The organism is Streptomyces sp. NPDC059989 (assembly GCF_042736975.1).
GTDB lineage: Bacteria > Actinomycetota > Actinomycetes > Streptomycetales > Streptomycetaceae > Streptomyces.
Genome location: NZ_JBHWUO010000005.1, coordinates 70,213 through 91,500, shown reverse-complemented (window position 1 = coordinate 91,500; position 21,288 = coordinate 70,213). Strand labels below are relative to the sequence as shown.

The 21,288-nt window shown below is 71.8% G+C and carries 23 protein-coding genes and 1 pseudogene; 13 read left to right on the top strand and 11 right to left on the bottom strand.

What is annotated here, in order from left to right; genetic code table 11:
* Positions 1-11: 11 nt before the first annotated feature.
* Positions 12-953 carry an ABC transporter substrate-binding protein gene (locus ACFWBN_RS06495; protein WP_385171480.1) on the bottom strand — a complete coding sequence of 314 codons (942 nt, stop codon included), beginning with the start codon at positions 951-953 and terminating at the stop codon, positions 12-14.
* Positions 954-1,477: 524 nt separating this feature from the next.
* Between ACFWBN_RS06495 and ACFWBN_RS06490 the strand changes: the two genes are divergently transcribed.
* From ACFWBN_RS06490 to ACFWBN_RS06470, 5 genes are all read left to right on the top strand, one after another.
* Positions 1,478-2,683 carry an NADP-dependent malic enzyme gene (locus ACFWBN_RS06490; RefSeq protein ID WP_385171477.1) on the top strand — a complete coding sequence of 402 codons (1,206 nt, stop codon included), beginning with the start codon at positions 1,478-1,480 and terminating at the stop codon, positions 2,681-2,683.
* Between the two features lie 131 nt (positions 2,684-2,814).
* Positions 2,815-3,777: a zinc-binding dehydrogenase gene (locus ACFWBN_RS06485; protein ID WP_385171474.1), complete on the top strand. Its 963-nt coding sequence runs from the start codon at positions 2,815-2,817 to the stop codon at positions 3,775-3,777.
* Positions 3,778-3,832: 55 nt separating this feature from the next.
* Positions 3,833-4,048: a helix-turn-helix domain-containing protein gene (locus tag ACFWBN_RS06480; protein WP_385171471.1), complete on the top strand. Its 216-nt coding sequence runs from the start codon at positions 3,833-3,835 to the stop codon at positions 4,046-4,048.
* A 32-nt stretch (positions 4,049-4,080) separates the two neighbouring features.
* Positions 4,081-4,311: an antitoxin gene (locus ACFWBN_RS06475; protein WP_385171468.1), complete on the top strand. Its 231-nt coding sequence runs from the start codon at positions 4,081-4,083 to the stop codon at positions 4,309-4,311.
* Complete coding sequence (locus ACFWBN_RS06470; RefSeq protein WP_385171465.1) at positions 4,308-4,706, top strand: type II toxin-antitoxin system VapC family toxin; 399 nt, start codon at positions 4,308-4,310, stop codon at positions 4,704-4,706. The genes ACFWBN_RS06475 and ACFWBN_RS06470 overlap by 4 nt, the downstream gene beginning before the upstream one ends.
* 110 nt (positions 4,707-4,816) lie before the next feature.
* Here ACFWBN_RS06470 and ACFWBN_RS06465 read toward each other — a convergent pair whose 3' ends face one another.
* The 3 genes from ACFWBN_RS06465 to ACFWBN_RS06455 form a co-directional block, all read right to left on the bottom strand.
* The gene (locus ACFWBN_RS06465; protein WP_385171462.1) at positions 4,817-5,695 is read right to left on the bottom strand and encodes a helix-turn-helix transcriptional regulator; all 879 of its coding nucleotides are present in this window, start codon (positions 5,693-5,695) and stop codon (positions 4,817-4,819) included.
* A gap of 1 nt (position 5,696) precedes the next feature.
* Positions 5,697-6,632, bottom strand: a complete 936-nt coding sequence (locus tag ACFWBN_RS06460) for a DUF4097 domain-containing protein (RefSeq protein WP_385171459.1) — start codon at positions 6,630-6,632, stop codon at positions 5,697-5,699.
* Between the two features lie 401 nt (positions 6,633-7,033).
* Positions 7,034-7,966 carry a LysR family transcriptional regulator gene (locus ACFWBN_RS06455; RefSeq protein ID WP_385171457.1) on the bottom strand — a complete coding sequence of 311 codons (933 nt, stop codon included), beginning with the start codon at positions 7,964-7,966 and terminating at the stop codon, positions 7,034-7,036.
* Between the two features lie 210 nt (positions 7,967-8,176).
* Between ACFWBN_RS06455 and snpA the strand changes: the two genes are divergently transcribed.
* Positions 8,177-8,833 (top strand): snapalysin, encoded by a 657-nt coding sequence (gene snpA / locus ACFWBN_RS06450; RefSeq protein WP_385171454.1) that lies wholly within the window; start codon positions 8,177-8,179, stop codon positions 8,831-8,833.
* A gap of 263 nt (positions 8,834-9,096) precedes the next feature.
* On the opposite strand, the gene ACFWBN_RS06445 is transcribed toward snpA, so the two are convergent.
* The 4 genes from ACFWBN_RS06445 to ACFWBN_RS06430 form a co-directional block, all read right to left on the bottom strand.
* Entirely contained in the window at positions 9,097-9,681 is a 585-nt protein-coding gene (locus ACFWBN_RS06445; RefSeq protein WP_385171452.1) for a dihydrofolate reductase family protein, read from the bottom strand.
* A 151-nt stretch (positions 9,682-9,832) separates the two neighbouring features.
* The gene (locus ACFWBN_RS06440; RefSeq protein WP_385171449.1) at positions 9,833-10,426 is read right to left on the bottom strand and encodes a GNAT family N-acetyltransferase; all 594 of its coding nucleotides are present in this window, start codon (positions 10,424-10,426) and stop codon (positions 9,833-9,835) included.
* Between the two features lie 127 nt (positions 10,427-10,553).
* The gene (locus ACFWBN_RS06435; protein ID WP_385171446.1) at positions 10,554-11,603 is read right to left on the bottom strand and encodes a family 2 encapsulin nanocompartment cargo protein polyprenyl transferase; all 1,050 of its coding nucleotides are present in this window, start codon (positions 11,601-11,603) and stop codon (positions 10,554-10,556) included.
* Positions 11,594-13,000, bottom strand: coding sequence for a family 2B encapsulin nanocompartment shell protein (locus tag ACFWBN_RS06430; protein ID WP_385171443.1), 1,407 nt, complete (start codon positions 12,998-13,000; stop codon positions 11,594-11,596). Before ACFWBN_RS06430 ends, ACFWBN_RS06435 begins: the two co-directional genes overlap by 10 nt.
* 226 nt (positions 13,001-13,226) lie before the next feature.
* Here ACFWBN_RS06430 and ACFWBN_RS06425 point away from each other — a divergent pair, with 226 nt between their 5' ends.
* From ACFWBN_RS06425 to ACFWBN_RS06415, 3 genes and pseudogenes are all read left to right on the top strand, one after another.
* A complete protein-coding gene (locus ACFWBN_RS06425) occupies positions 13,227-13,682 on the top strand; it encodes an RrF2 family transcriptional regulator (RefSeq protein WP_385171440.1) in 456 nt (151 codons plus the stop codon).
* 81 nt (positions 13,683-13,763) lie between these two features.
* Positions 13,764-14,827, top strand: a pseudogene (locus tag ACFWBN_RS06420) (globin domain-containing protein); the annotation flags it as partial.
* A gap of 113 nt (positions 14,828-14,940) precedes the next feature.
* Positions 14,941-15,531 carry an N-acetylmuramoyl-L-alanine amidase gene (locus ACFWBN_RS06415; protein WP_385171436.1) on the top strand — a complete coding sequence of 197 codons (591 nt, stop codon included), beginning with the start codon at positions 14,941-14,943 and terminating at the stop codon, positions 15,529-15,531.
* A gap of 6 nt (positions 15,532-15,537) precedes the next feature.
* Here the strand turns inward: ACFWBN_RS06415 and ACFWBN_RS06410 are convergent, their stop codons facing one another.
* On the bottom strand, positions 15,538-15,936 hold the full coding sequence (locus ACFWBN_RS06410) for a DUF4440 domain-containing protein (protein ID WP_385171868.1): 399 nt from the start codon (positions 15,934-15,936) through the stop codon (positions 15,538-15,540).
* Between the two features lie 63 nt (positions 15,937-15,999).
* On the opposite strand from ACFWBN_RS06410, the gene ACFWBN_RS06405 reads away from it, so the two are divergent.
* Complete coding sequence (locus tag ACFWBN_RS06405; RefSeq protein ID WP_385171433.1) at positions 16,000-16,908, top strand: 1-aminocyclopropane-1-carboxylate deaminase/D-cysteine desulfhydrase; 909 nt, start codon at positions 16,000-16,002, stop codon at positions 16,906-16,908.
* Between the two features lie 305 nt (positions 16,909-17,213).
* Here the strand turns inward: ACFWBN_RS06405 and ACFWBN_RS06400 are convergent, their stop codons facing one another.
* A complete protein-coding gene (locus tag ACFWBN_RS06400) occupies positions 17,214-18,797 on the bottom strand; it encodes a Na+/H+ antiporter (RefSeq protein ID WP_385171430.1) in 1,584 nt (527 codons plus the stop codon).
* A gap of 55 nt (positions 18,798-18,852) precedes the next feature.
* Here ACFWBN_RS06400 and ACFWBN_RS06395 point away from each other — a divergent pair, with 55 nt between their 5' ends.
* The 3 genes from ACFWBN_RS06395 to ACFWBN_RS06385 all read left to right on the top strand — a co-directional run bounded on the left by ACFWBN_RS06395 (position 18,853) and on the right by ACFWBN_RS06385 (position 20,813).
* On the top strand, positions 18,853-19,113 hold the full coding sequence (locus ACFWBN_RS06395; protein ID WP_385171427.1) for a UBP-type zinc finger domain-containing protein: 261 nt from the start codon (positions 18,853-18,855) through the stop codon (positions 19,111-19,113).
* Positions 19,114-19,320: 207 nt separating this feature from the next.
* Positions 19,321-19,734: an anti-sigma regulatory factor gene (locus ACFWBN_RS06390; RefSeq protein WP_215015185.1), complete on the top strand. Its 414-nt coding sequence runs from the start codon at positions 19,321-19,323 to the stop codon at positions 19,732-19,734.
* Complete coding sequence (locus ACFWBN_RS06385; RefSeq protein ID WP_385171423.1) at positions 19,731-20,813, top strand: RNA polymerase sigma factor SigF; 1,083 nt, start codon at positions 19,731-19,733, stop codon at positions 20,811-20,813. The genes ACFWBN_RS06390 and ACFWBN_RS06385 overlap by 4 nt, the downstream gene beginning before the upstream one ends.
* A gap of 6 nt (positions 20,814-20,819) precedes the next feature.
* On the opposite strand, the gene ACFWBN_RS06380 is transcribed toward ACFWBN_RS06385, so the two are convergent.
* Positions 20,820-21,269: a hypothetical protein gene (locus ACFWBN_RS06380; protein ID WP_385171420.1), complete on the bottom strand. Its 450-nt coding sequence runs from the start codon at positions 21,267-21,269 to the stop codon at positions 20,820-20,822.
* Positions 21,270-21,288: the final 19 nt, after the last annotated feature.

Below are 21,288 nucleotides of genomic sequence, written 5' to 3'. Positions count from 1 at the left end.
AGCGCTCGTTCTTACTTGCCCGCGTTGACGGTGGCGGACTGCACGGCGCTGTCCTTGACGTTCCACTTCTCCAGGACCTTGGCGTAGGAGCCGTCCTTGATGATGGCGTCGAGCGCTTCCTTGAGGGCGTCGCGCAGCTGGGTGTTCTCCTTGGAGACCGCGATGCCGAAGAGGCCGACGTCGGCCTGCTGGCCGCCGACCTCGAAGTCGTTGCCGCCGCCGGAGGTCTTCGCGGTGTACGCGGTGACCGGGAAGTCGTTCAGGTCGGCCACGGCGCCGCCGGCCTTGACGCGGGTCTGGGCCTCGGCGTCGGTGTCGAAGGCCTCGATGGTGAGCTTCTTGTCACCGCACTTCTCGGCCTGGGCCTTGAAGGTGTCCTCGTACGTGGTGCCGCGCTGGACGGCGACGGTCTTGCCGCACACGTCGTCGAGGGACTTGATGTTCTCCGGGTTGCCCTTCTTGACCAGGAGCGAGACGCCGGAGGAGAAGTAGTCGACGAAGTCGACGCCCTTGCCGACCTTGTTGCCCTTGTCGTCCAGGCCTTCCTGGCGCTGCTTGTTGTCGGTCATCGACGACATGGCGACGTCCTGGCGGCCGGTCTCCAGCGAGGTGATCAGGCCGTCGAAGGTGCCGGAGGTGAACTGGAACTTCACACCAAGCTGCTTGCCGAGCGCCTCGGCGATGTCGGGGTCGACACCGACGATCTTGGAGCCCTCGGTGAACTCCATCGGGGCGTAGGCGGCGTCCGTGCCGACCTTGATGACCCCGGCATCCTGGATCTTCTTCGGCAGCTTGGAGAACAGCGGGGCGTCGCTGGTCTTCTCCTTGCTCGCAGCGCCGTCGGTCTGGTCGCCACAGCCGGTCAGGATCAGGGCGCCGGCGACCGCGATCGCGCCGACCGCGGCGATCCGGGACCGGGCGGCGGTCGTACGGCGGGTGATGCTTGCGGTCATGAGCTGGTTCCTCCGGCTGGTGGAAAAGCACCGAAAAACGGTCGGGCACGCACCTTCGAGTGTCACGACCTTGTGTGATTACGGCATCTTGCCATTCGGACTGGCGCATTCAGGCTGCCCGTCAGGTCAAAATCAGATAACGGACACCCCGGATCACCCGACAGGACTGCGGGCCGGGAACCCCTGGACCACAGGAACGTCTGTGACCAGCCATTTTTGGCTCACTTTTTGCGGCGCGTCTCGCCCATTGGACAGAGAGGTTTGGACTTTTAACCAAAACCAGGACAAGCAGCCTATGGTCGAGCTGGAATCGACTCGTCTGGGTGAGTGTTCTTCGGGTAGAACAGATCCTTACACCCCTCATCCGGGGCTCAGGGCGCGCGTGCGGCGCGCCCGCGCGTACGAACCTCCCCTCCGCGGAGACGGGCCAACCGTCGATGCGGAGTACGGACGCGGTGCCCGCCCACCCCTTAACCAGGAGTGGCCACCCTCAACGATTCAAAGGACTTAAGGGGTCACACAAAGTGGCAGCGGAGATCGTCAACCCTCGCAGTGACAGCAGCGTCACGGACAACAACCCGGACGCGGTGTTCGCGCTGCACCGGGGCGGCAAGATGGCCATTCAGGCCACCGTGCCGGTCAACAACAAGGACGACCTGTCCCTCGCGTACACGCCCGGCGTGGCGAAGGTGTGCAGCGCCATCGCCGAGCAGCCGGAGCTGGTGAACGAGTACACCTGGAAGTCCAACGTGGTCGCCGTCGTCACCGACGGCACGGCCGTGCTCGGGCTCGGTGACATCGGTCCCGAGGCCTCCCTCCCCGTGATGGAGGGCAAGGCCATCCTCTTCAAGCAGTTCGGTGGTGTCGACGCGGTCCCGATCGCGCTCGCCACCAAGGACACGGACGAGATCATCGAGACGGTCATCCGCCTCGCTCCGTCCTTCGGCGGGGTGAACCTGGAGGACATCTCCGCCCCCCGCTGCTTCGAGATCGAGCGGCGCCTCCAGGAGGCGCTGGACATCCCGATCTTCCACGACGACCAGCACGGCACGGCCATCGTGACGCTGGCCGCCCTGCGCAACGCCGCGAAGCTGACCGGGCGCACGCTCGGTGACCTGCGCGCCGTGATCTCGGGCGCGGGCGCCGCGGGCATCGCCATCGCCAAGATCCTGGTGGACGCGGGCATCGGCGACGTCTGCGTGACGGACCGCAAGGGCGTCGTCTCGGCGGACCGGTCCGACCTGACGGACGTCAAGGCGGAGATCGCGGGCCTGACCAACAAGACCAACCAGACCGGTTCGCTGGAGCAGGCCCTCGCGGGCGCGGACGTCTTCATCGGCGTCTCCGGCGGTACGGTCCCGGAGGAGGCGGTGGCCTCGATGGCGAAGGACGCCTTCGTCTTCGCCATGGCCAACCCGAACCCGGAGGTCCACCCGGACGTCGCGCACAAGTACGCGGCGGTCGTGGCCACGGGCCGCTCGGACTTCCCGAACCAGATCAACAACGTGCTGGCGTTCCCGGGCATCTTCCAGGGCGCCCTCAAGGTGCGTGCCACCCGGATCACCGAGGGCATGAAGATCGCCGCCGCCGACGCCATCGCCGGTGTCGTGGGTGACGAGCTCGCCGCCGACTACGTGATCCCGTCGCCGTTCGACGCGCGCGTCGCGGAGGCCGTCGCCACGGCCGTCGCCGCCGCCGCCAAGGCCGACGGTGTGGCCCGCCTGGCCTGACCGCCGCGCTGAGCTGTACGGGTAGAGGCCCGGCCGGAGCAATCCGGCCGGGCCTCCGCGTTGCCCGGAGCCGCCGGAGTGTGACGGGAACGGGGGTGGTTCCAGGGGCTACCCAGCGGTAGCGTCGCGGCATGTTCGCTGCCTACGCCGCCCGAATCGACCGTGACCAGCCCCTCAACGGCCTTGTGCTGGGCGAGCGCCCAGCACCGGAGGCCCGCCCCGGCTGGGTGACCGTGAACGTCAAGGCCGCCTCCCTCAACCACCACGACCTGTGGTCGCTGCGCGGGGTCGGCCTCGGGGAGGAGAAACTCCCGATGATCCTCGGCTGCGACGCCGCCGGGATCGACCAGGACGGCAACGAGGTCGTCCTGCACTCCGTCATCGGCCAGAGCGGCCACGGGGTCGGCCCCGACGAGCCCCGCTCGATCCTGACCGAGCGCTACCAGGGCACCTTCGCCGAGCAGGTGTCCGTCCCCGCCTGGAACGTCCTGCGCAAGCCCGCCGAGCTCTCCTTCGAGGAGGCCGCCTGCCTGCCCACGGCCTGGCTGACGGCCTACCGGATGCTGTTCACCAACGCCGGGGTGCGCCCCGGGGACTCCGTCCTCGTACAGGGCGCCGGCGGCGGGGTCGCGACCGCCGCCATCGTCCTGGGCAAGGCGGCGGGCCTGCGCGTCTTCGCGACCAGCCGGGACGAGGCCAAGCGCAAGCGGGCCGTGGAGCTGGGCGCCGTGGAGGCGTACGAGCCGGGTGCGCGGCTGCCGCAGCGCGTGGACGCGGTGATCGAGACGGTCGGCGCGGCCACCTGGTCGCACTCGGTGAAGTCCCTGCGCCCGGGCGGCACCCTGGTCATCTCCGGCGCCACCAGCGGCGACCGCCCGGCGCACGCCGAGCTGACCCGGATCTTCTTCCTGGAGCTGAAGGTGGTCGGCTCGACCATGGGCTCCAAGGACGAGCTGGAGGACCTGCTCTCCTTCTGCGCGACGACCGGGGTGCGCCCGGTCATCGACGAGGTCCTGCCGCTGGACCGGGCCCGCGAGGGCTTCGAGAAGCTCCAGTCGGGCGACCTCTTCGGCAAGGTCGTCCTGACGGTCTGACACTCGATGTCAATCACGGTTGACACCCCTCCCGCGTCAACCTACATTGACATGCATGACGGAAGCGACCGATCTTGCCGAGCGGGCCGGTGACCGCGACCCTCGCGTGGGCCTGCGTGCCGTGGCCGCCCTCCGGAGGCTGCTGGAGCAGCTGGAGGCCGTACAGGTACGCAGCGCCCGCGCGCAGGGGTGGTCCTGGCAGGAAATCGCGGCCGAGCTGGGCGTCAGCCGGCAGGCCGTGCACAAGAAGTACGGGACCGGTGCGCGCTAGCAAACTGCTTGCAATGCGACTAGTTTTGTTGCATGGCCACTCTCTACGTGCGTGATCTGTCCGACGAGGCGCTCGCCGAGCTGAAGATACGAGCCGCCCGAAGCCGTCAGTCCCTCCAGGCGTACGCCCGCACCCTGCTGGAGGAGGAGGCCGCCACGCCGTCGATGGAGGACGTCGTCACCCGGATCCGGGCGCGCGTGTCGGCGCAGCTCAGTGCCGACGATGTACTCGCGGACCTGGACGCGGGGCGGCGGCGCGAATGATCGTCATCGATGCGAGCGCGGTCGTCATGCTGGTGGCCGACGCGGGGCCGGTCGGTGAAGCGCTGCGGCAGCGGGTGCTGGGCGAGCGGCTGGCTGCGCCCCACCTGCTCGACGTGGAAGTCGCCCACGCCCTGCTCGGCCGACGCCGGGGCGGCAAGCTCACCGAGGGGCAGCTGGACGCCGCCTGGGACGATTTCGCGGCCCTGCCCGTCCGGCGGATGGAGCACATGCCCGTCCTGCCGCGCGTGCGCGAGTCGTACGCGAACCTGTCCGCGTACGACGCCACGTACGTCGCCCTCGCAGAGGGCCTCCAGGTACCGCTGGTCACCTGCGACGCGAGGATCGCACGCTCGGGCAGCCCCCGGTGCAAGGTCGAGGTGTTCGGCACGGCATAGGAACGGCCCCCTCCCACCGCTCTTCGCCCCCGGTGTCGTTCGGCGGGGCGGGAGGCGGCCCTGCTCCCCCGCCCCAGCGTCGTCTCCGAGGTCCTGGCGGGCCCGGCGGTTCAGTTCGGCCCGTGGAGCGTGCCCGTCAGGCGGGCGGCGGCCGCGGCGAGGTGGACTCGGGCCTCGGCCAGCTGGGCCGCCGAGACGCCGTGGTCGCGGGCCGCGTCGCGGATGTCGTCGCGGAAGCGGTCCAGCATCCGGTCCAGGTCGCGGGCCGGGTCCCCGGTGGGCTTCAGGTCATCGGCCCAGTCGGTGTCCGCCGGCGGAGCGGTGGCCGTGGCGGCAGACGGGGCGCCGCCCAGCCACGCTCCCGCCAGGCTGCCCAGGACGCCGCCCGACTTGGCGAACTGCTCCTGCAGCTGGCCCGCGATCCGCTGGACCTCCTCGCGCGCCCGCTCCTGGGCCTCCTTGGCCTGGCGGCGGGCCGCCTGCGCCTCCTCGCGGGCCCGGCGGCTCTCGTCCTTCGCCCGGCGCGCCTGTTCCTTCCACTCCTGCCGGGCCTTGCTCATCTCCTCCTTGATCGTCTTCCAGGACTCGTCGTCGACCCGGGTCGCCGACGCGGACGCGGCCGCCCGCATCTCGCGCCGCAGATCGCCCGCCGCGCCCCGCACGTCGTCGCGGATCTCGGCCGCGAGCTCGGTGACCGAGTCGCGGATCTCCAGCTCCAGGTCGGCGAGTTCGCCGCTGCGGTCGGCCAGTTCGGCCCGGCCCGCCTCGGTGATGGAGTACACCTTGCGCCCGCCCTCGGTGGCGTACGTGACCAGGCCCTCGGCCTCCAGCTTGGCCAGGCGCGGGTACACGGTGCCCGCGGAGGGCGCGTACAGGCCCTGGAAGCGCTCCTCCAGCAGGCGGATCACCTCGTACCCGTGGCGCGGGGCCTCGTCCAGCAGCTTCAGGAGGTAGAGGCGGAGGCGGCCGTGGGCGAAGACGGGCGGCATGTCAGAGCACCTTCTTGTCGAGCGCGAGGGGGGCGGCGGCGGGCGTGTCGGCGTCGGCCTGCGGGCGGCGCAGCAGCGCGATCGAGCCGGAGACCGTGGTGGCCCGCAGGGTGCCCGTACCGGATCCGAGGGTTCCGGTGATCCTCTTGGCGCCCATCTGGCCGGAGACCCGCAGGTCCTCGAAGGCGTTGGAGACGCCGCCGGTGGCGGTGTTGGCCTCCACGCGGGCGTCGGCGGGGTGCGGGAGCCGGATGGCGACCTGGCCGGAGACGGAGTTCAGCGCGATGTCCACGGGGCGCGGGGCGGCCGGGTCGAGGTCCAGGTCGATGAGCATGTCGCCGCTGACCGAGTCGGCCCGTACGCTCACGCCCGCGCCGTCGACCACCGTCAGACCGCCGGACACCGAGTGGAAGCCGAGGTCGCCGGTGACGGACTGGGCCTCGACGCTGCCGGAGACGGTGTGCGCCTTGACCCGGCCGGAGAGGCCGACCAGCGTGGCGTCGCCGGAGACCCCGTTGACGTCGGTGCCGCCGGCGATGCCGGAGACGAAGGAGACGGCGTCGACCGCGGCCAGCTGGACCCGGGTGGCGGCGGGGACGGTGAGGGTCACGGCGGCGCTGCGCTCCCAGGCCTTGCGGCCGGAGGCGGAGCCGGACCAGGCCTTCCACGGCTTGGCCGCGAACCACTCCTTGAAGCCCTGGGCGCCGTTCCAGGGCAGGTCCTCGTAGGAGACGGTGAGGGTGCCGCCCTCCTGCACCACGTACAGGGGCGGTCCGTCGACCTCGGTGACCTCCAGGCGGGCCGGGCCCTCCTCTGCGGCGACGACGTTGACCGTGCCGCCGACGAGACGGACGTGGAGCTCGGTCACCGGCTCCTCGAAGGCGAGCTTCTGCGGTTCGGCGATGTGCCACGTCGACGGTGACGACTGCTCTGCCATGGGGCTGATCCTCCTCGTGCGTTCACGGACGGGGCTCGACGACGCACGCAACATATCGCGTCTTCTGAGTAACACGATATATCGCGGTCGAGTGAAGTCAAGCGCGTCCGCTGGCGCTGGCCGGACCTGTTCAAGACCTGGGGCTCCGCCCCAGACCCCACGCCTCAAACGCCGGCGGGGCTGAATTTGGCTGCCGCCGCCCGCCGGGCGCGGCTGGATTACCCGCAGGGCAATGGCAGCCCCGGCGGCAACCTCCAGCCCCGCCGGCGTTTGAGGCGCCGCCGGAGGCAAATCAAGCCTCGCCGGCGTTTGAGGCGCGGGTCCGGGCGGAGCCCGGTGGGGTCCGGGGCGGAGCCCCGGCAGCGGCGCCGCGCCGCGGACGGCGGGGGCACGGCGCAGGGTCAGGCGGCCAGCAACGGGCTCGCGTGGTGGTGCAGCCACGCCCGGTACGGCGGCGTCCGCAGGGCCGCCTCGCGATAGGCGGCGCGGAGGTCCGCGTAGACCTCCGCGTGGGCGCCGGGGCGGGTCGCCAGCAGGAGGCGTACGGCGAGCGGGTCCCCCGACAGCGGCCGGATCGCCATGTCGTCCCGCGGCCCGGAGGTCGGCTGGCAGGGGGCGACCGCCTCGCCGGAGACGATCAGCGAGGTCGCCGTGTGGTAGTCGGCGTGCAGCACCGGCGGGTCCAGCCCGGCCCCGGCGAAGACCCGCCGCAGGCCGTCCCATTCACCGTCGACCGAGGGGTCCACCATCCACCGGTCGGCGGCCAGGTCCCGTAAGGAGACGACGGACTGGCCCGCGGCCGGATGGTCCCGGGACATCGACACGAACTGCGGCTCCCGCTCCATCAGCACGTGCAGCTGGAGCCCCGCGGGCACCCGTAGCGGGCTGCCCTCCACCTCGTGGACGAACGCCACGTCCAGCTGCCCCGAATCCACCATCCGCAGCAGCGCGTTGGCGGAGACGTCCACCACCAGCGAGGTCTCCGTGTCCGGCAGCCGCCGGTGCAGCCGCCGCAACCAGCCCGGCAGGGCCCGGCTGGCCGTGGAGCCGATTCTCAGCCGCGGCCCGTTGGCCAATGCCCGCGCCTCGGCCACCAGCGCGGCCATCTCGGCGAGCAGCGGCCGGGCCCGGCCCAGTACGGTACGGCCGAAGGGGGTGGGCCTGCAGCCGGTGCGTTCGCGCAGGAACAGCTCGCCGTCCAGGGCCCGTTCGATCCGGCGCAGCTGTGTCGTCAAGGAGGGCTGGCTCACGCCGAGTTGCCGGGCCGCTTTGTGCAGACTCCCGGCGTCGGCGATGGCGCACAGGGCGCGCAGGTGCCTGACCTCAAGCTCCATGCCCTGAGAGTAGGCCGCGCCCGGCTGACCGCACCAGCCACCGATAGCCCCCCGAATCCCGCCATTCTCACATCAGTTGATCTGTCGAAATCTTCCCGATAGGCCCGCGCTATCGGCCAGTGACATCATCCGCCGGGCACTTCCGCTCCCTCAGACTCCGGTACCGAACCACCACCCCCCACCGCACCGGACGAGTAGGAGCTCCCCCACATGCGCCACTCCCGTAAGGCCGTTCTGGCCACCACGATCGGCCTCGGCCTGGCCGCCGCCCTCGGCGTCGTCCCCACCGCCAGCGCCGCCTCCGCCCCGGCCGGCAATGCCGCGAGCTACGCCGCGTACGAGCGCTCCCAGGAGAACCAGGCCGCCAACCAGGCGTTCTTCGAGGCCGTGCAGCGCTCGGTCGCCGAGCAGCGCGCCGCGAACCCGGGCGTCCTGGCCGTGACCGTCACCTACAACACCCGCAACGCGCCGAGCTTCCGCAGTCAGATATCGCGTTCCACGCAGATCTGGAACAGCTCGGTGTCCAACGTCAAGCTGCAGGAGGTCTCCTCCGGCGGCAACTTCTCGTACTACGAGGGCAACGACTCGCGCGGTTCGTACGCGAGCACGGACGGCCACGGCCGGGGCTACATCTTCCTCGACTACCGGCAGAACCAGCAGTACAACTCCACCCGGGTGACGGCGCACGAGACGGGCCACGTGCTCGGGCTGCCGGACCACTACTCGGGCCCGTGCAGCGAGTTGATGTCGGGCGGCGGCCCGGGCACCTCGTGCCAGAACGCCAACCCGAACTCCGCCGAGCGGGCGCGCGTGAACCAGCTGTGGGCCAACGGCCTCGTCGCCTCCGGGATGGGGACGAAGGGCTGATCCCGGCTAACCCTCCGGGGGGACGTACTCCGGACACTCCGGGTTCCGACACGGACCCGGAACCCACTCCGGGATGAAGATCCCCAGGGACTTGCGCCGTCTGACCACCGTGTCGACGGGGCTCCCACAGGCCGGGCACGTCTGCTGTGCGTGCCCGGCCCGCGGGGCGACCGTCCCGTGCGCGTGTTCTTCCCGCTGTTCACCGGCCATACCTCCACGGTAGGCCGGTTCCGCGCGTCGTGACGTCCGACGGGGCGGGCGGGTCAGCGCTTGACGGCGTACGTGGTGACGGTCTGGCCGCCGCCGAGGGCCTTGAACCCGGTGAGCTCCAGGGGGCGCACCCCGAAACCGGCGCGCGACATCGGCATGCCGGTGCCCACGAAGACCGGGTACGTCTTGACGATGAACTCGTCGATCTCGTCGATCAACTGCCGGGCCAGGTCGGCGCCGCCGCACAGCCAGATGTCGAGGCCTTCCTCGGCCTTGAGCTCGCGGACCCGGGCCACGACGTCCCCACTGATCAGCTGCACCTGCGGGTCCGGCGGGGTGGCGAGGGAGCGCGAGACGACGTACTGCTGGCGCATGTGGCCGTAGGGGCTGATCATGCCGTGCTTGAGGCCCGGCTCGTACGTCGCCCGCCCCATGAGCACCGCGTCGAAGCGCTTGGGCTCCGCGTCGGCGATGCCGAGCTGGGCGCGGCCCGCGGCGGACACCGTCTCCGGGTACTCGGCCTTGAGGAGCTCGACGAATTCGGCGTCGAGGTAGCTGTAGAAGAACTCGCCGTCGCCGTCCGGGGCCCCGATGAAGCCGTCGACCGACGTGGCGATGAAGTACGTGAGCTTGCGCAAGCGATTCTCTTCCGTTCGACCGTGCCACCGCACCGGGGCACGTCACATAAAGTACTGCGGATGAAGTGGTTTGGCAAGAGGCTTCGGCGTGGGCTCGGGCAAACCGGTTCGGCGACCGATTCGGCGACCGATTCGGCGACCGGTTCGGCAACTACCCCCGCGGCTTGCGCCACATCGGCCACATCAGCGGACCCTCCGGCAGCCGCACCGCCTCCCCCGTGAACTCCCAGCCGAGCCGCTCGTACAGCCCCTTGCTGCGCTCGCTGCTGGCCTCCAGGTACGCCGGCAGGCCCTCGCGGTCGCAGCGCTCCAGCACCGGGCGCATCAGCTCGGTGCCCAGCCCCTGGCCCTGCCGGCCCGGGGCGACCGCGATCATCAGCAGGTACTCGTGCTCCTCCGCCGTCGGGTGGACCTCGCCCGTCAGCCGGCCGACCAGCTCGCAGCGCTCGTTGTCCGGGTCGGCGACGGCCCGCATCCTCGCCGGGACGTCATCCTCACCCTCGGGCTCCCCGGCCGGGATCCGCAGCCACAGCGCGGCCGCCGAGCCGTCCACCGCGTAGTCGATCCGACCCTCGGCCAGCGCCACGTCCACGAAGACGCCCAGGAACCTGCCGTGCACCGCGGCCCGGTGTTCCGGGTCGGGGAAGACCCAGCTGCTCACCGGGTCGGTGCGGAAGGCCTCGTCGAGGAGGCGGGCCACCGCGTCCCGGTCCGACTGTTCCGCCTGACGTATCTCCAGCGCCACCGGTCACACCTTTCGCTCAATCGTCAACGACCTTGAGCGATCCTAGAGTTGGCCCACAAAGGCGGAAAGGCCCGTTCCGGCACATGCGATGCCGGAACAGGCCTTGCACGGCACCACCGCCGCGGGGTCACCTCGTACGGCGCGTCACGAACTCCGCGAGCGCCAGCAGCCCGCCCGCCGCCCCGAGGTCCGGAACCGCACGGGACAGCTGCTGCACCGCCCGGCCCATCCGGTCCGCGGCGTGCCCCTGCGCCCAGTCGCGCCCGCCGGCCCGCTCCACCGCCTCGGCCGCCCGCCGCACGTCGCCGTCTGCGGTCATGGGACCCGTGTACAGGGCGGCCAGCTCCTCCCCCGCCGTGGTGCCCGAGGTGAGGGCGGCCACGACCGGCAGGGACTTCTTGCGGGCGATCAGATCGGCTCCCGCGGGTTTGCCGGTGTGCCCCGGATCCCCCCAGATGCCGATCAGGTCGTCGATGAGCTGGAAGGCCAGTCCGGCCTCCCGGCCGAAGGCGTCCATGGCGTCGACCTCGTCCGGCCCGGCCCCCGCGTACAGCGCGCCCAGGGCGCACGCGCAGCCCAGGAGGGCCCCGGTCTTGGCCGTCGCCATGGTCAGGCACTCGTCCAGCGAGACGTCCGGGCGCTGTTCGAAGGCGCAGTCCGCCTGCTGGCCCGCGCACAGCTCGATGACGCAGGCCGAGAGGCGGGCCGAGGCGGGCGCCGAGGCCGGGTGCGGATCCTCGGCGAGCAGTCCCAGCGCGAGCGCCATCATGGCGTCGCCCGTGATGATCGCGTCCGGTATCCCGAAGACCGTCCAGGCGGTGGCCCGGCCGCGCCGGCGGACGTCCTTGTCGATGACGTCGTCGTGCAGCAGCGTGAAGTTGTGCGCCAGCTCCACGGCCACCGCCGCGCGTACCGCCTCGTCCGGCTCCCCGCCCGGCCCCTGCATGGCTTGGGCCGCCGCGAGCACCAGGGCCGGCCGGATGGCCTTCCCGGCGTTGCCCGCGGCCGGGGTGCCGTCGGCCCGCTCCCAGCCGAAGTGGTACAGCGCGACGCGCCGCATCGCGCCGGGCAGGCTCTCGACCGTCCGGCGGAGTTCCGGGTTGACCGTTTCTCTTGTCCGTTCCAGGAGGGCCGCGGCCTCCTGGCCCTCGCCCGTCGCGACGGCGTTCAGCGCCAACGGCCGATCTCCACGTTCTCCAGCACGCCGAGCGCGTCCGGCACCAGCACGGCGGTGGAGAAGTAGGCGGTGACCAGGTAGGAGATGATCGCCTGCTCGCTGATCCCCATGAAGCGGACCGACAGGCTCGGCTCGATCTCGTCGGGGATGCCCGGCTGGTGCAGGCCGATCACGCCCTGCTCGTCCTCGCCCGTGCGCATGCACAGGATGGACGTGGTGCGGGCGTCGCTGATCGGGATCTTGTTGGACGGGAAGATCGGCACCCCGCGCCAGGACGGCACCCGGTGGCCGTCGATGTCGATGGACTCCGGGTACAGCCCGCGCTTGTTGCACTCGCGGCCGAAGGCGGCGATCGCCTTGGGGTGGGCGAGGAAGAGCTTGGAGCCGCGGCGCATGCTGAGCAGCTGGTCCATGTCGTCGGGGCTGGGCGCGCCGTCGTGGGGCTGGATGCGCTGGTCGTAGTCGGCGTTGTGGAGCAGGCCGAAGTCGTGGTTGTTGAGCATCTCGTGCTCCTGGCGCTCGCGCAGCGCCTCGACCGTGAGCCGCAACTGCTGCTCGGTCTGGTTCATCGGCTGGTTGTACAGGTCGGCGACGCGGGTGTGCACGCGCAGGACCGTTTGTGCAATGGAGAGTTCGTACTCGCGCGGGCGGGCCTCGTAGTCCACGAAGGTGCCGGGGAGCACGGCCTCGCCCTGGTGGCCGGCGGAGAGCTCGATGGCGGCCTCGCCGTACTTGTTGGTCCGCTGCTCGGGCAGGGACCGTACGGAATCGACGTGCGCGCGCAGCGAGTCGACCCGGTCGGCGAGCAGCTGGAAGTCCTGGCGGGTCAGGACGAGCGCGGTGCCCGCGGTGGCGGCGCGGGCGGTGTACTCCCAGATCGCCTCCTCGTCGACGAGGGAGTCCTCGCCGAAGAAGGCGCCGTCGGCGACGGTCCGCAGGACGGCGTCCTCGCCGTAGGGGCCGGGGCCGATCTGGTCGATGCGGCCGTGGGCGAGGAGGAACACCTGGTCGGAGGCGCTGCCGAAGGAGGTGAGCTCCTGGCCGGGCTCGAAGTCGATCTGGCGGCACCGCTGGGCGAGTTCGCCGAGGACGTCGAGGTCCTCGTAGTCGCGCAGCAGCGGGAGCTCACCGAGCTCGGCGGGGATCACCTGGACCTGGGTCCCGGTCTTGATGAATTCGACGATGCCGTTGCCGACCGAGTAGCTCAGCCGGCGGTTGACGCGGTAGGTGCCGCCCTGCACCGAGACCCACGGGAGCATCTTCAGGAGCCACCGCGAGGTGATTTCCTGCATCTGCGGCGCGGACTTGGTCGTGGTTGCCAAGTTCCGCGCGGCCGATGTCCCCAGACTGCGCTGCTGTGTCTGGGCCTCGGATTCGGAACCTGCCTGGACCGACATGTCTTTCCCTTTCGATCACTCCATGGATCTGCGGGATGCAGCCTTCCAGTACGGAACGTGGTGGGACCATTACACAAAAGGGTGGGACTACTCCGTCCGGGTGCGGGGCACTCTCTGGGGTTCAACTCGCCCCCCACAGGCCCCTCCGGACCCACCACTTTCGGCCAGCACACCGCTCGCGGGCCTTTAATTTGCAACGCGGATGCAAGTTTTCTACGGTGAACGCATGCGCCTGACCCGATTCACCGACCTGGCCCTGCGCGTCCTGATGCGCCTGGCCGTCGAGCAGGCGGACCTCCCGACCACGCGCGACGTGGCGGCGACGATGCAGGTTCCGTACACCCACACGGCCAAAGTGGTCGCCAAGCTGCAGCATCTCGGCCTGGTCGAGGCGCGGCGCGGCCGCGGCGGCGGGCTCGCCCTGACCTCCGCCGGCCGGGCGGCCTCGGTGGGCGGGGTGGTGCGCGAACTGGAGGGCGCGGGCGACGTCGTGGACTGCGAGGGCAGCGCTCCCTGCCCGCTGCGGAGCGCCTGCGTCCTGCGGGGCGCGCTGCGCCGGGCCCAGGAGGCGTTCTTCGCCGCGCTCGACCCGCTGACGGTGAACGACCTGGTGGCAGCCCCGACAGGACCGCTGCTCCTGGGCATCTCGGGCGGGTCGCCGGGCGGGGCCGAAAGGCCCTGACCGCCCGGGCCGGATGGCCGATTCGCACCGCCCTCCGACCTGCCTAGGCTGAAGCCGACGGGGAGATCGAACACAAGTCCGCACCGCGGCAACCAGAACGCCGGCCTCCAGAAGCAGGCCCTCGCCGGCTCCATAGCGGCCTTCGCGACCCACCTCGTCGACCACCCGGACACCCGGCCCGACGTGATGCTGAACCGCATCGCCCACAAGCACGCCTCGCTCGGCGTGACCCGCGAGCAGTACCCGGTCGTCCGCGAGCACCTCTTCGAGGCGATCGCCGAGATCCTCGGCGAGGCCGTCACCCCCGAGGTCGCCGAGGCCTGGGACGAGGTCTACTGGCTGATGGCCAACGCCCTGATCGCCATCGAGGAGCGCCTCTACGCCGAGCAGCAGGTCCTCGCGGGCGACGTCTGGCGGACCTGGACGGTCACCGGCCGGGTCGAGGAGACCGCGGACTGCACCACCTTCCGCCTCACCCCGGCGGACGGCGCCCCGGCCCCCTCCTTCAAGCCCGGCCAGTACGTCTCCGTCCAGGTCGAACTCCCGGACGGCGCCCGCCAGATCCGCCAGTACAGCCTCTCCACCTCCCCCGGCTCCCCGTTCCGCGCGATCACCGTCAAGCGGGTCCGCGGCCCGGCCGCCGCCGGCCCCGACGGCGAGGTCTCCCACCACCTGCACGCCCGCGTCCAGGTCGGTGACACCCTGCGCGTCTCGACCCCGTACGGCGACCTGGTCCTGCGGGACTCCGCCGCGCCCGTCCTGCTCGCCTCGGCGGGCATCGGCTGCACCCCGATGCTCTCGATGCTGGAGCACCTCGCCACACCGGGCACACCGCCCCGGTCACCGTCCTGCACGCCGACCGCTCCCCCGCCGACCACCCGCTGCGCGGCGACCACCGGGCGCTGACGCTCAAGCTGACCGACGCCTCGGCCCGCTTCTGGTACGAGGCCGATGCCGAGCCGGGCGACGGCGAAGGCCGGATCGACCTGACGGCCGTCCCGATCGCGCCCGGCACCCGGGCCTACCTGTGCGGGCCGCTCCCCTTCATGCGGGCGGTGCGCGAGCAGCTGCCGGCCAAGGGCGTGCCGGCCGCGGACATCCACTACGAGGTCTTCGGCCCCGACCTGTGGCCGGCTTCGGCGTGACCGCCGGCCAGAACCCTGGCCAGAACACGCCCTAGCGACGGAAGGCCCGCCTCCACTACACCGGAACGTAGCGAACCGCATACGCACCGTGAACGCACAGAGGAGGCGGCACCATGTCCGCACCCATGCCCGCAGAACGCTTCATCACCGCCCTGCGCGCCGAGGGCCTGACCGTCGTCGAGGTCGGCGCCTGGCGCACCCACAACCGCAACCACAAGGGCCCCTGGGGGCCGGTGCACGGCGTGGTGATCCACCACACCGTCAGCCACGGCACGTCCTTCACCGTCAACCTCTGCCGCGAGGGCGACGCCGACCTCCCCGGCCCCCGCTGCCACGGGGTGATCACGAAGGACGGCCGCGTCCACCTGGTCGGCTACGGCCGCGCCAACCACGCGGGCTCGGGCGACTCCGACGTCCTGGCGGCGGTGATCGCGGAGAAGCGGCTGCCGCCGGACAACGAGCGGGACGCGGACGGGAACACCCACTTCTACGGCTTCGAGTGCGAGAACCTCGGCGACGGCGAGGACCCCTGGCCGCCGGTCCAACTGGACGCCATGGCCCGCGCGGCGGCCGCGGTGTGCCGGGTCCACGGCTGGACCTCGCGCTCGGTGATCGGCCACCTGGAGTGGCAGCCGGGCAAGATCGACCCCAAGGGCTTCACGATGGACTGGTTCCGCGACCGCGTCGCCGAACACCTGAAGTAGGAGGCGTCAGGGCCGGTCGTACCAGGCGAAGGCGGAGATCCGCCATCCCTCAGGGGTCCGGACGAACTGGATGGTCTTCGTCCCGACCCCCTCGAACGGCTCCCCGTCCAGGATCCCGGCCTTCGCGTACCCCCCGAACCGCGAGGCGATGTCCCCCTCGATCTCGGTCCGCTCGGAGGTCTCCCACTCGGAGAACTCCACCAGCCGCCCGCCGCCGAGCAGCCGCTCCCGGGGTTCGACGAACTCCTCCACGCTGTAGACGGCGAGCTCCGGCCCGGTCTTGACGATCACGCCACCCGGAAGGACCAGCCGGCGGATCCGGGCCACGTCGGCGGCCCCGCCCCCGCGGTTGTCGAAGGCGCCGAAGAACTCGGCGGTCACCCGGTCGATCTCAGCCTTGGCCATGGACATGGCGCCGAAGGTAGCACCGCGCCGTGCCCGGCGGCACGGGACGGCCACAATGGGTGGGTGACCCGCCCCGTGAACCCCGCCGACCTCCTCGAACGGCGCCCGCCCTCCCCTCTCCAGGAGACCCACGACGCACGGTTCGCGCGGCACGGCGTACGGCTGCTGCTGAAGCGGGACGATCTGGTGCACCCGGTGATTCCGGGGAACAAGTGGCGCAAGCTCGCGCCGAACCTGCGGGCGGCGCTCGCGCAGGGGCACGACACGCTGGTCACCTTCGGCGGCGCGTACTCCAACCACCTGCGGGCCACCGCGGCGGCCGGGCGGCTGCTCGGCCTGCGGACGGTCGGCATCGTGCGCGGCGACGAGCTGGCCGGGCGGCCCCTCAACGACTCCCTGGCCCGGTGCGCGGCGGACGGCATGCGGCTGCACTTCGTCTCCCGCGCCGACTACCGCCGCAAGGCGGAGCCCGGGTTCCAGGCCCGGCTGGCGGCCGAGGCCGGTGCGCGAGGCGCGTACGTCGTCCCGGAGGGCGGCAGCAACGCCCTGGCCCTGGCGGGCTGCGAGGAACTGGGCCGCGAGCTGCGCGGCCTCACCGATGTGGCGGCGGTGGCCTGCGGGACCGGCGGCACCCTGGCGGGCCTGGCGGCGGGACTCGCCCCGGGCCAGCGGGCGCTGGGCGTCCCGGTGGTGGCGGGCGGCTTCCTGGCGGCGGAGATACGTTCCCTCCAGCACCAGGCCTTCGGCGGCCCGGCGGGCGACTGGACCCTGGCCGAGGACTTCCACCACGGCGGCTACGCCCGCGTCCCGGCCGAACTGGACTCCTTCGCGGCCGACTTCGAGTCCCGCCACGGCCTCCCGGTGGAACGGGTCTACGTGGCGAAGCTCCTGTTCGCCCTGACCGCCCTCACCGAATCCGGAACCTTCCCGCCGGGCACCACCCTGACGGCCGTCATCACGGGCCGCCCGTAGCCGTCTTGCCGGATGTGTGCCCGGCCGGGGGTGGGGACGGGGTGGGGTGTCGGCCGGGACTAAAACGAGATGAATTCGGCGCACACCACCGCCCGACAGAACAACCCCCGAACGGGCGCCGAACATCGAAGCCCGTCCCGGCCGACACCCCACCCCGTCCCCACCCCCGGCCCCCACGGGACGGCGGCGGCACACCCAGCCCCGCCGGCGTTTGAGGCGCGGGGTCCGGGGCGGAGCCCCGGGGCGGCCGGCAGGCCGCTGCCTGGAGCGGGACCGGCCCCAGACCTGCCGAGCCCCCGCAGGGGTCAGGCCGACTCCTCGCGGTACGCCGCCGCCTCCTCCAGGTCCAGCCTGCGCAGCAGCCCCCGCAGCATTTCGTCGTCGATGCGGCGCCTGTCCCGCAACGCCACGAAGACCTCCCGCTCCGCCTCGATCATCTCCCGCGCCAGCCTCCGGTAGATGTCGTCCGCCGACTCCCCCGTCAGCGGGTTGACCTCGCCCAACCGCTCCCACACCGCGTTGCGCCGCCGCTCCAGCACCGTCCGCAGCCGGTCCGCCAGCGGCGGCGGCAGCGTGCTGTTCTCCGGTTCCTCCAGCAGCTCCGCCAGCCGGTCCTCCGCCGCCCGCGAGGCCTCGCTCTGCGCCTGCGCCTCCGCCAGCGTCTCGGCCTGCAGGTCCCGCGGCGGCAGCTTCAGCATCCGGATCAGCGGCGGCAGCGTCAGCCCCTGCACCACCAGCGTCCCGATGACCGTCGTGAAGGTCAGGAAGAGGATCAGGTTCCGGTGCGGCACCGAGATCGGCACGGAGAAGGCGATGGCCAGCGAGACCACCCCGCGCATCCCGGCCCACCCCACGATCACCGGCGCCCTCCAGTCGGTGTCCGCCTCCCGCGTGCGGATCCGCTCCGACACCCAGCGCGGCACGAAGGTCGCCGGGAACACCCACAGGTACCGGGCCACCACCACCGCGAGGAACACCACGACCGCGTACCCGGCCACGGCCGCGCCCTCGTACTCCCCCAGCCCCCTCAGGACGACCGGCAGCTGGAGTCCGATCAGCGCGAAGACCACCGACTCCAGGACGAAGGCGACCACCTTCCACACGGCCTCCTCCTGGAGCCGGGTGGCGAAGTCGACCTGCCAGTTCCGGTGCCCGATGTACAGGGCGACCACGACCACCGCCAGCACGCCCGAGGCGTGCACCCGCTCGGCCGCCGCGTACGCGACGAAGGGGATCAGCAGCGAGAGCGTGTTCTGGAGCAGCGGCTCCTTGAGCCGCTTGCGCAGCTGGTGGATCGGCACCATGAGCAGCAGGCCCACGCCGACCCCGCCCACCGAGGCCAGCAGGAACTCCGCGATCCCGCCCGCCCAGCCTGCGCTCACGCCGACCGCCGCCGCCAGCGCCACCTTGTAGGCGGTGATCGCGGTGGCGTCGTTCACCAGGGACTCGCCCTGCAGGATGGTCGTCATCCGGTTCGGCAGCCCGAGCTTGCGGGCGATCGCGGTCGCGGCCACCGCGTCGGGCGGCGCGATCACCGCGCCCAGCACCAGCGCCACCGGCGCCGACAGGCCCGGCACCAGCAGGTACGCCGCGTACCCCACGGCGAGCGTCGCGAAGAGCACGTACCCGACGGACAGCAGCGCGATGGGCCTGATGTTCGCGCGCAGGTCCAGGTACGAGCTGTCCACGGCGGCCGTGTGCAGCAGCGGCGGGAGCAGCAGCGGCAGCACGATGTGCGGGTCGAGGACGTACGGCGGCACGCCCGGGACGTACGCGGCGAGCAGCCCGGCGGCGACCAGCAACAGCGGCGCGGGCACCGGGGTCCGGCGGGCCAGCCCCGCGACGGCCGCGCTCCCGGCGACCAGCGCCACCAGCGGCAATACCTCCATCGATGATCCATCCTCATCCGTCGCGCGCCCGCACCCTGGTCGTACGCTGGCCATCATGAGCGAGTGCACCCACGTTGCCGAACTGCCGCGCCCCGAGCCGGTCCCGTCTGCCCAGACCTGCGTCGAATGTCTGGAGCTCGGCAGCCATCCCGTGCAGCTGCGGATGTGCCTGGGGTGCGGGTACGTCGCCTGCTGTGACTCCTCGCCCTATCGGCACGCCACGGCGCACCACGCGGCGACCGGCCATCCGATCATGCGGAGCTTCGAGCCGGGCGAGATCTGGCGCTGGTGTTTTGTCGACGGTTCGATCGTCTGAGGCGGGGTAGGTCAACCCTCCGCCGGTTCCCCTGATTTGGGCCCGCAGACCCCTAGCCACTGTGCGTACCGATGGGCTTACCATCGGTCACTGGCCGTGGGAAGGGGTGCCCGCAAGCGGGCGCCACGAGGGGTGCCGCGACACGATCGCCCGGATCGCGATAGCGTCACCGGCGAACAGAGCTCGTACCACCTTGGAGGTGAGGGGTTGTCCCAGATCGCAGGCGAGCCCGGGACCCAGGACTTCGTGGAAGTCCGGCTGCCCGCTGCGGGTGCCTACCTGTCGGTGCTGCGGACGGCCACGGCCGGCCTCGCCGCACGTTTGGACTTCACCCTCGACGAGATCGAGGACCTCCGCATCGCGGTGGACGAGGCCTGCGCGATCCTGCTCCAGCAGGCCGTGCCGGGCTCCGTCCTCAGCTGCGTCTTCCGTCTGATCGAGGATTCGCTGGAGGTCACGGTTTCCGCGCCGACCACCGACGGGCGCGCGCCGGAGCGCGATACGTTCGCGTGGACGGTGCTGTCGGCTCTGGCCGGCAAGGTCGAGGCGACGGTCGAGGAGAACCGGACGGTGAGCATCAGCCTCTACAAACAGCGCGGCGCGGGACCAGGCCCGGCGTGAGCGGCGGGGAGATCCCGGTGCGGGGCGGGGATCGGCCCCGGGCACGGCACGAGGTCGACGGCGGCATCCCGGAGCAGCAGCACGCCCGGCCGCACCCGGCTGACGCGGATGCGGAAGACGGCTTTTTGGACTCGGCGGAGCGACGGGCGGGCCCTATGAGCGAGAACCAGCACGAACAAGCACAGCCATCCCAGCCATCAGAGCCACCCGAGGCCGCTGCCGCGGCCCCGGTGGTGCCTGGTGTCTCCGATGACTCCGACGGCCCGGTGATCCCGGCGATCCCCGTGGTGCCGCTGTTCCCGGTGTCGGCGGCACTGCCGGATCCGCGCGACCGCAGCGGCGCGCGGGCCCTGTTCATCGAGCTGCGGGCGCTGCCCGAGGGCTCGGCGGAGCGGGCGGAGCTGCGCAACCGTCTCGTACGGATGCACCTGCCGCTGGTCGAGCACCTGGCACGGCGCTTCCGCAACCGCGGCGAGCCGCTCGACGACCTGACGCAGGTCGCGACGATCGGCCTGATCAAGTCGGTGGACCGGTTCGACCCGGACCGCGGGGTCGAGTTCTCCACGTACGCCACGCCCACGGTGGTCGGCGAGATCAAGCGCCACTTCCGTGACAAGGGCTGGGCGGTCCGGGTGCCCCGGCGCCTTCAGGAGCTGCGGCTCTCGCTGACCACGGCGACGGCGGAGCTGTCCCAGCAGCACGGCCGCTCCCCCACGGTGCACGAACTGGCCGAGCGGCTGGGGATCTCCGAGGAGGAGGTGCTGGAGGGGCTGGAATCTGCCAACGCCTACAGCACGCTCTCGCTGGACGTCCCGGACACCGACGACGAGTCGCCGGCGGTCGCGGACACCCTGGGCGCGGAGGACGAGGCCCTGGAGGGCGTCGAGTACCGCGAGTCCCTCAAGCCGCTGCTGGAGGGTCTGCCGCCGCGGGAGAAGCGGATCCTGCTGCTTCGGTTCTTCGGCAACATGACCCAGTCGCAGATCGCGCAGGAGGTCGGCATCTCCCAGATGCACGTCTCCCGGCTGCTGGCCCGCACCCTGGCCCAGCTGCGCGAGAAGCTCCTCGTCGAGGAGTAGGACGGGTTATCGGGCCTCTTCGCGGGGCCCGATTCCCAGCGCCTCGGTCGCCGTCGGGTTCACCAGGAGTGCCACGACGGCCACCGCGGTCACGGCCAGCGCCACGGCGGCGGCGATCATCGCGCCGCCGGTGGTGTAGAGGGTCCAGGCGACCGGCAGCGCCATCAGCTGGGTGATCAGTGCCGGGCCGCGGCTCCAGCGGCGGCCCAGGCGCAGTCCGCGGGCCGCGATCAGCGGCAGCGCGGCGAGCGCGAGCAGGGTGACCCCGCCGGTCTCGGCCTGCTGCGGGGAGTCGGCGTCGCCGGCGATGCCCACGAACAGCATGTAGACACCGAGCCCGGCGAGCGCCAGGCCCTGCAGGGCGGTGAGCGCGGCGGCGGCGGTCAGCCGGCCGGGCAGCGCGGCGGTCTCGGCGGCGGCGGGGGCGGCGGCATTCGGGGGCTGCTTCTTACTCACCCCAGCAGGGTAGCCGCGT

Coding starts and splice junctions, on each gene's coding strand:
- ACFWBN_RS06470 (WP_385171465.1), top strand. CDS start 4,308: ATGATCGTCATCGATGCGAGCGCGGTCGTCATGCTGGTGGCCGACGCG.
- ACFWBN_RS06475 (WP_385171468.1), top strand. CDS start 4,081: ATGGCCACTCTCTACGTGCGTGATCTGTCCGACGAGGCGCTCGCCGAG.
- snpA (WP_385171454.1), top strand. CDS start 8,177: ATGCGCCACTCCCGTAAGGCCGTTCTGGCCACCACGATCGGCCTCGGC.
- ACFWBN_RS06465 (WP_385171462.1), bottom strand. CDS start 5,695: ATGCCGCCCGTCTTCGCCCACGGCCGCCTCCGCCTCTACCTCCTGAAG.
- ACFWBN_RS06430 (WP_385171443.1), bottom strand. CDS start 13,000: ATGTCGGTCCAGGCAGGTTCCGAATCCGAGGCCCAGACACAGCAGCGC.
- ACFWBN_RS06455 (WP_385171457.1), bottom strand. CDS start 7,966: ATGGAGCTTGAGGTCAGGCACCTGCGCGCCCTGTGCGCCATCGCCGAC.
- ACFWBN_RS06460 (WP_385171459.1), bottom strand. CDS start 6,632: ATGGCAGAGCAGTCGTCACCGTCGACGTGGCACATCGCCGAACCGCAG.
- ACFWBN_RS06495 (WP_385171480.1), bottom strand. CDS start 953: ATGACCGCAAGCATCACCCGCCGTACGACCGCCGCCCGGTCCCGGATC.
- ACFWBN_RS06425 (WP_385171440.1), top strand. CDS start 13,227: ATGCGCCTGACCCGATTCACCGACCTGGCCCTGCGCGTCCTGATGCGC.
- ACFWBN_RS06395 (WP_385171427.1), top strand. CDS start 18,853: ATGAGCGAGTGCACCCACGTTGCCGAACTGCCGCGCCCCGAGCCGGTC.
- ACFWBN_RS06485 (WP_385171474.1), top strand. CDS start 2,815: ATGTTCGCTGCCTACGCCGCCCGAATCGACCGTGACCAGCCCCTCAAC.
- ACFWBN_RS06415 (WP_385171436.1), top strand. CDS start 14,941: ATGTCCGCACCCATGCCCGCAGAACGCTTCATCACCGCCCTGCGCGCC.
- ACFWBN_RS06400 (WP_385171430.1), bottom strand. CDS start 18,797: ATGGAGGTATTGCCGCTGGTGGCGCTGGTCGCCGGGAGCGCGGCCGTC.
- ACFWBN_RS06410 (WP_385171868.1), bottom strand. CDS start 15,936: ATGGCCAAGGCTGAGATCGACCGGGTGACCGCCGAGTTCTTCGGCGCC.
- ACFWBN_RS06480 (WP_385171471.1), top strand. CDS start 3,833: ATGACGGAAGCGACCGATCTTGCCGAGCGGGCCGGTGACCGCGACCCT.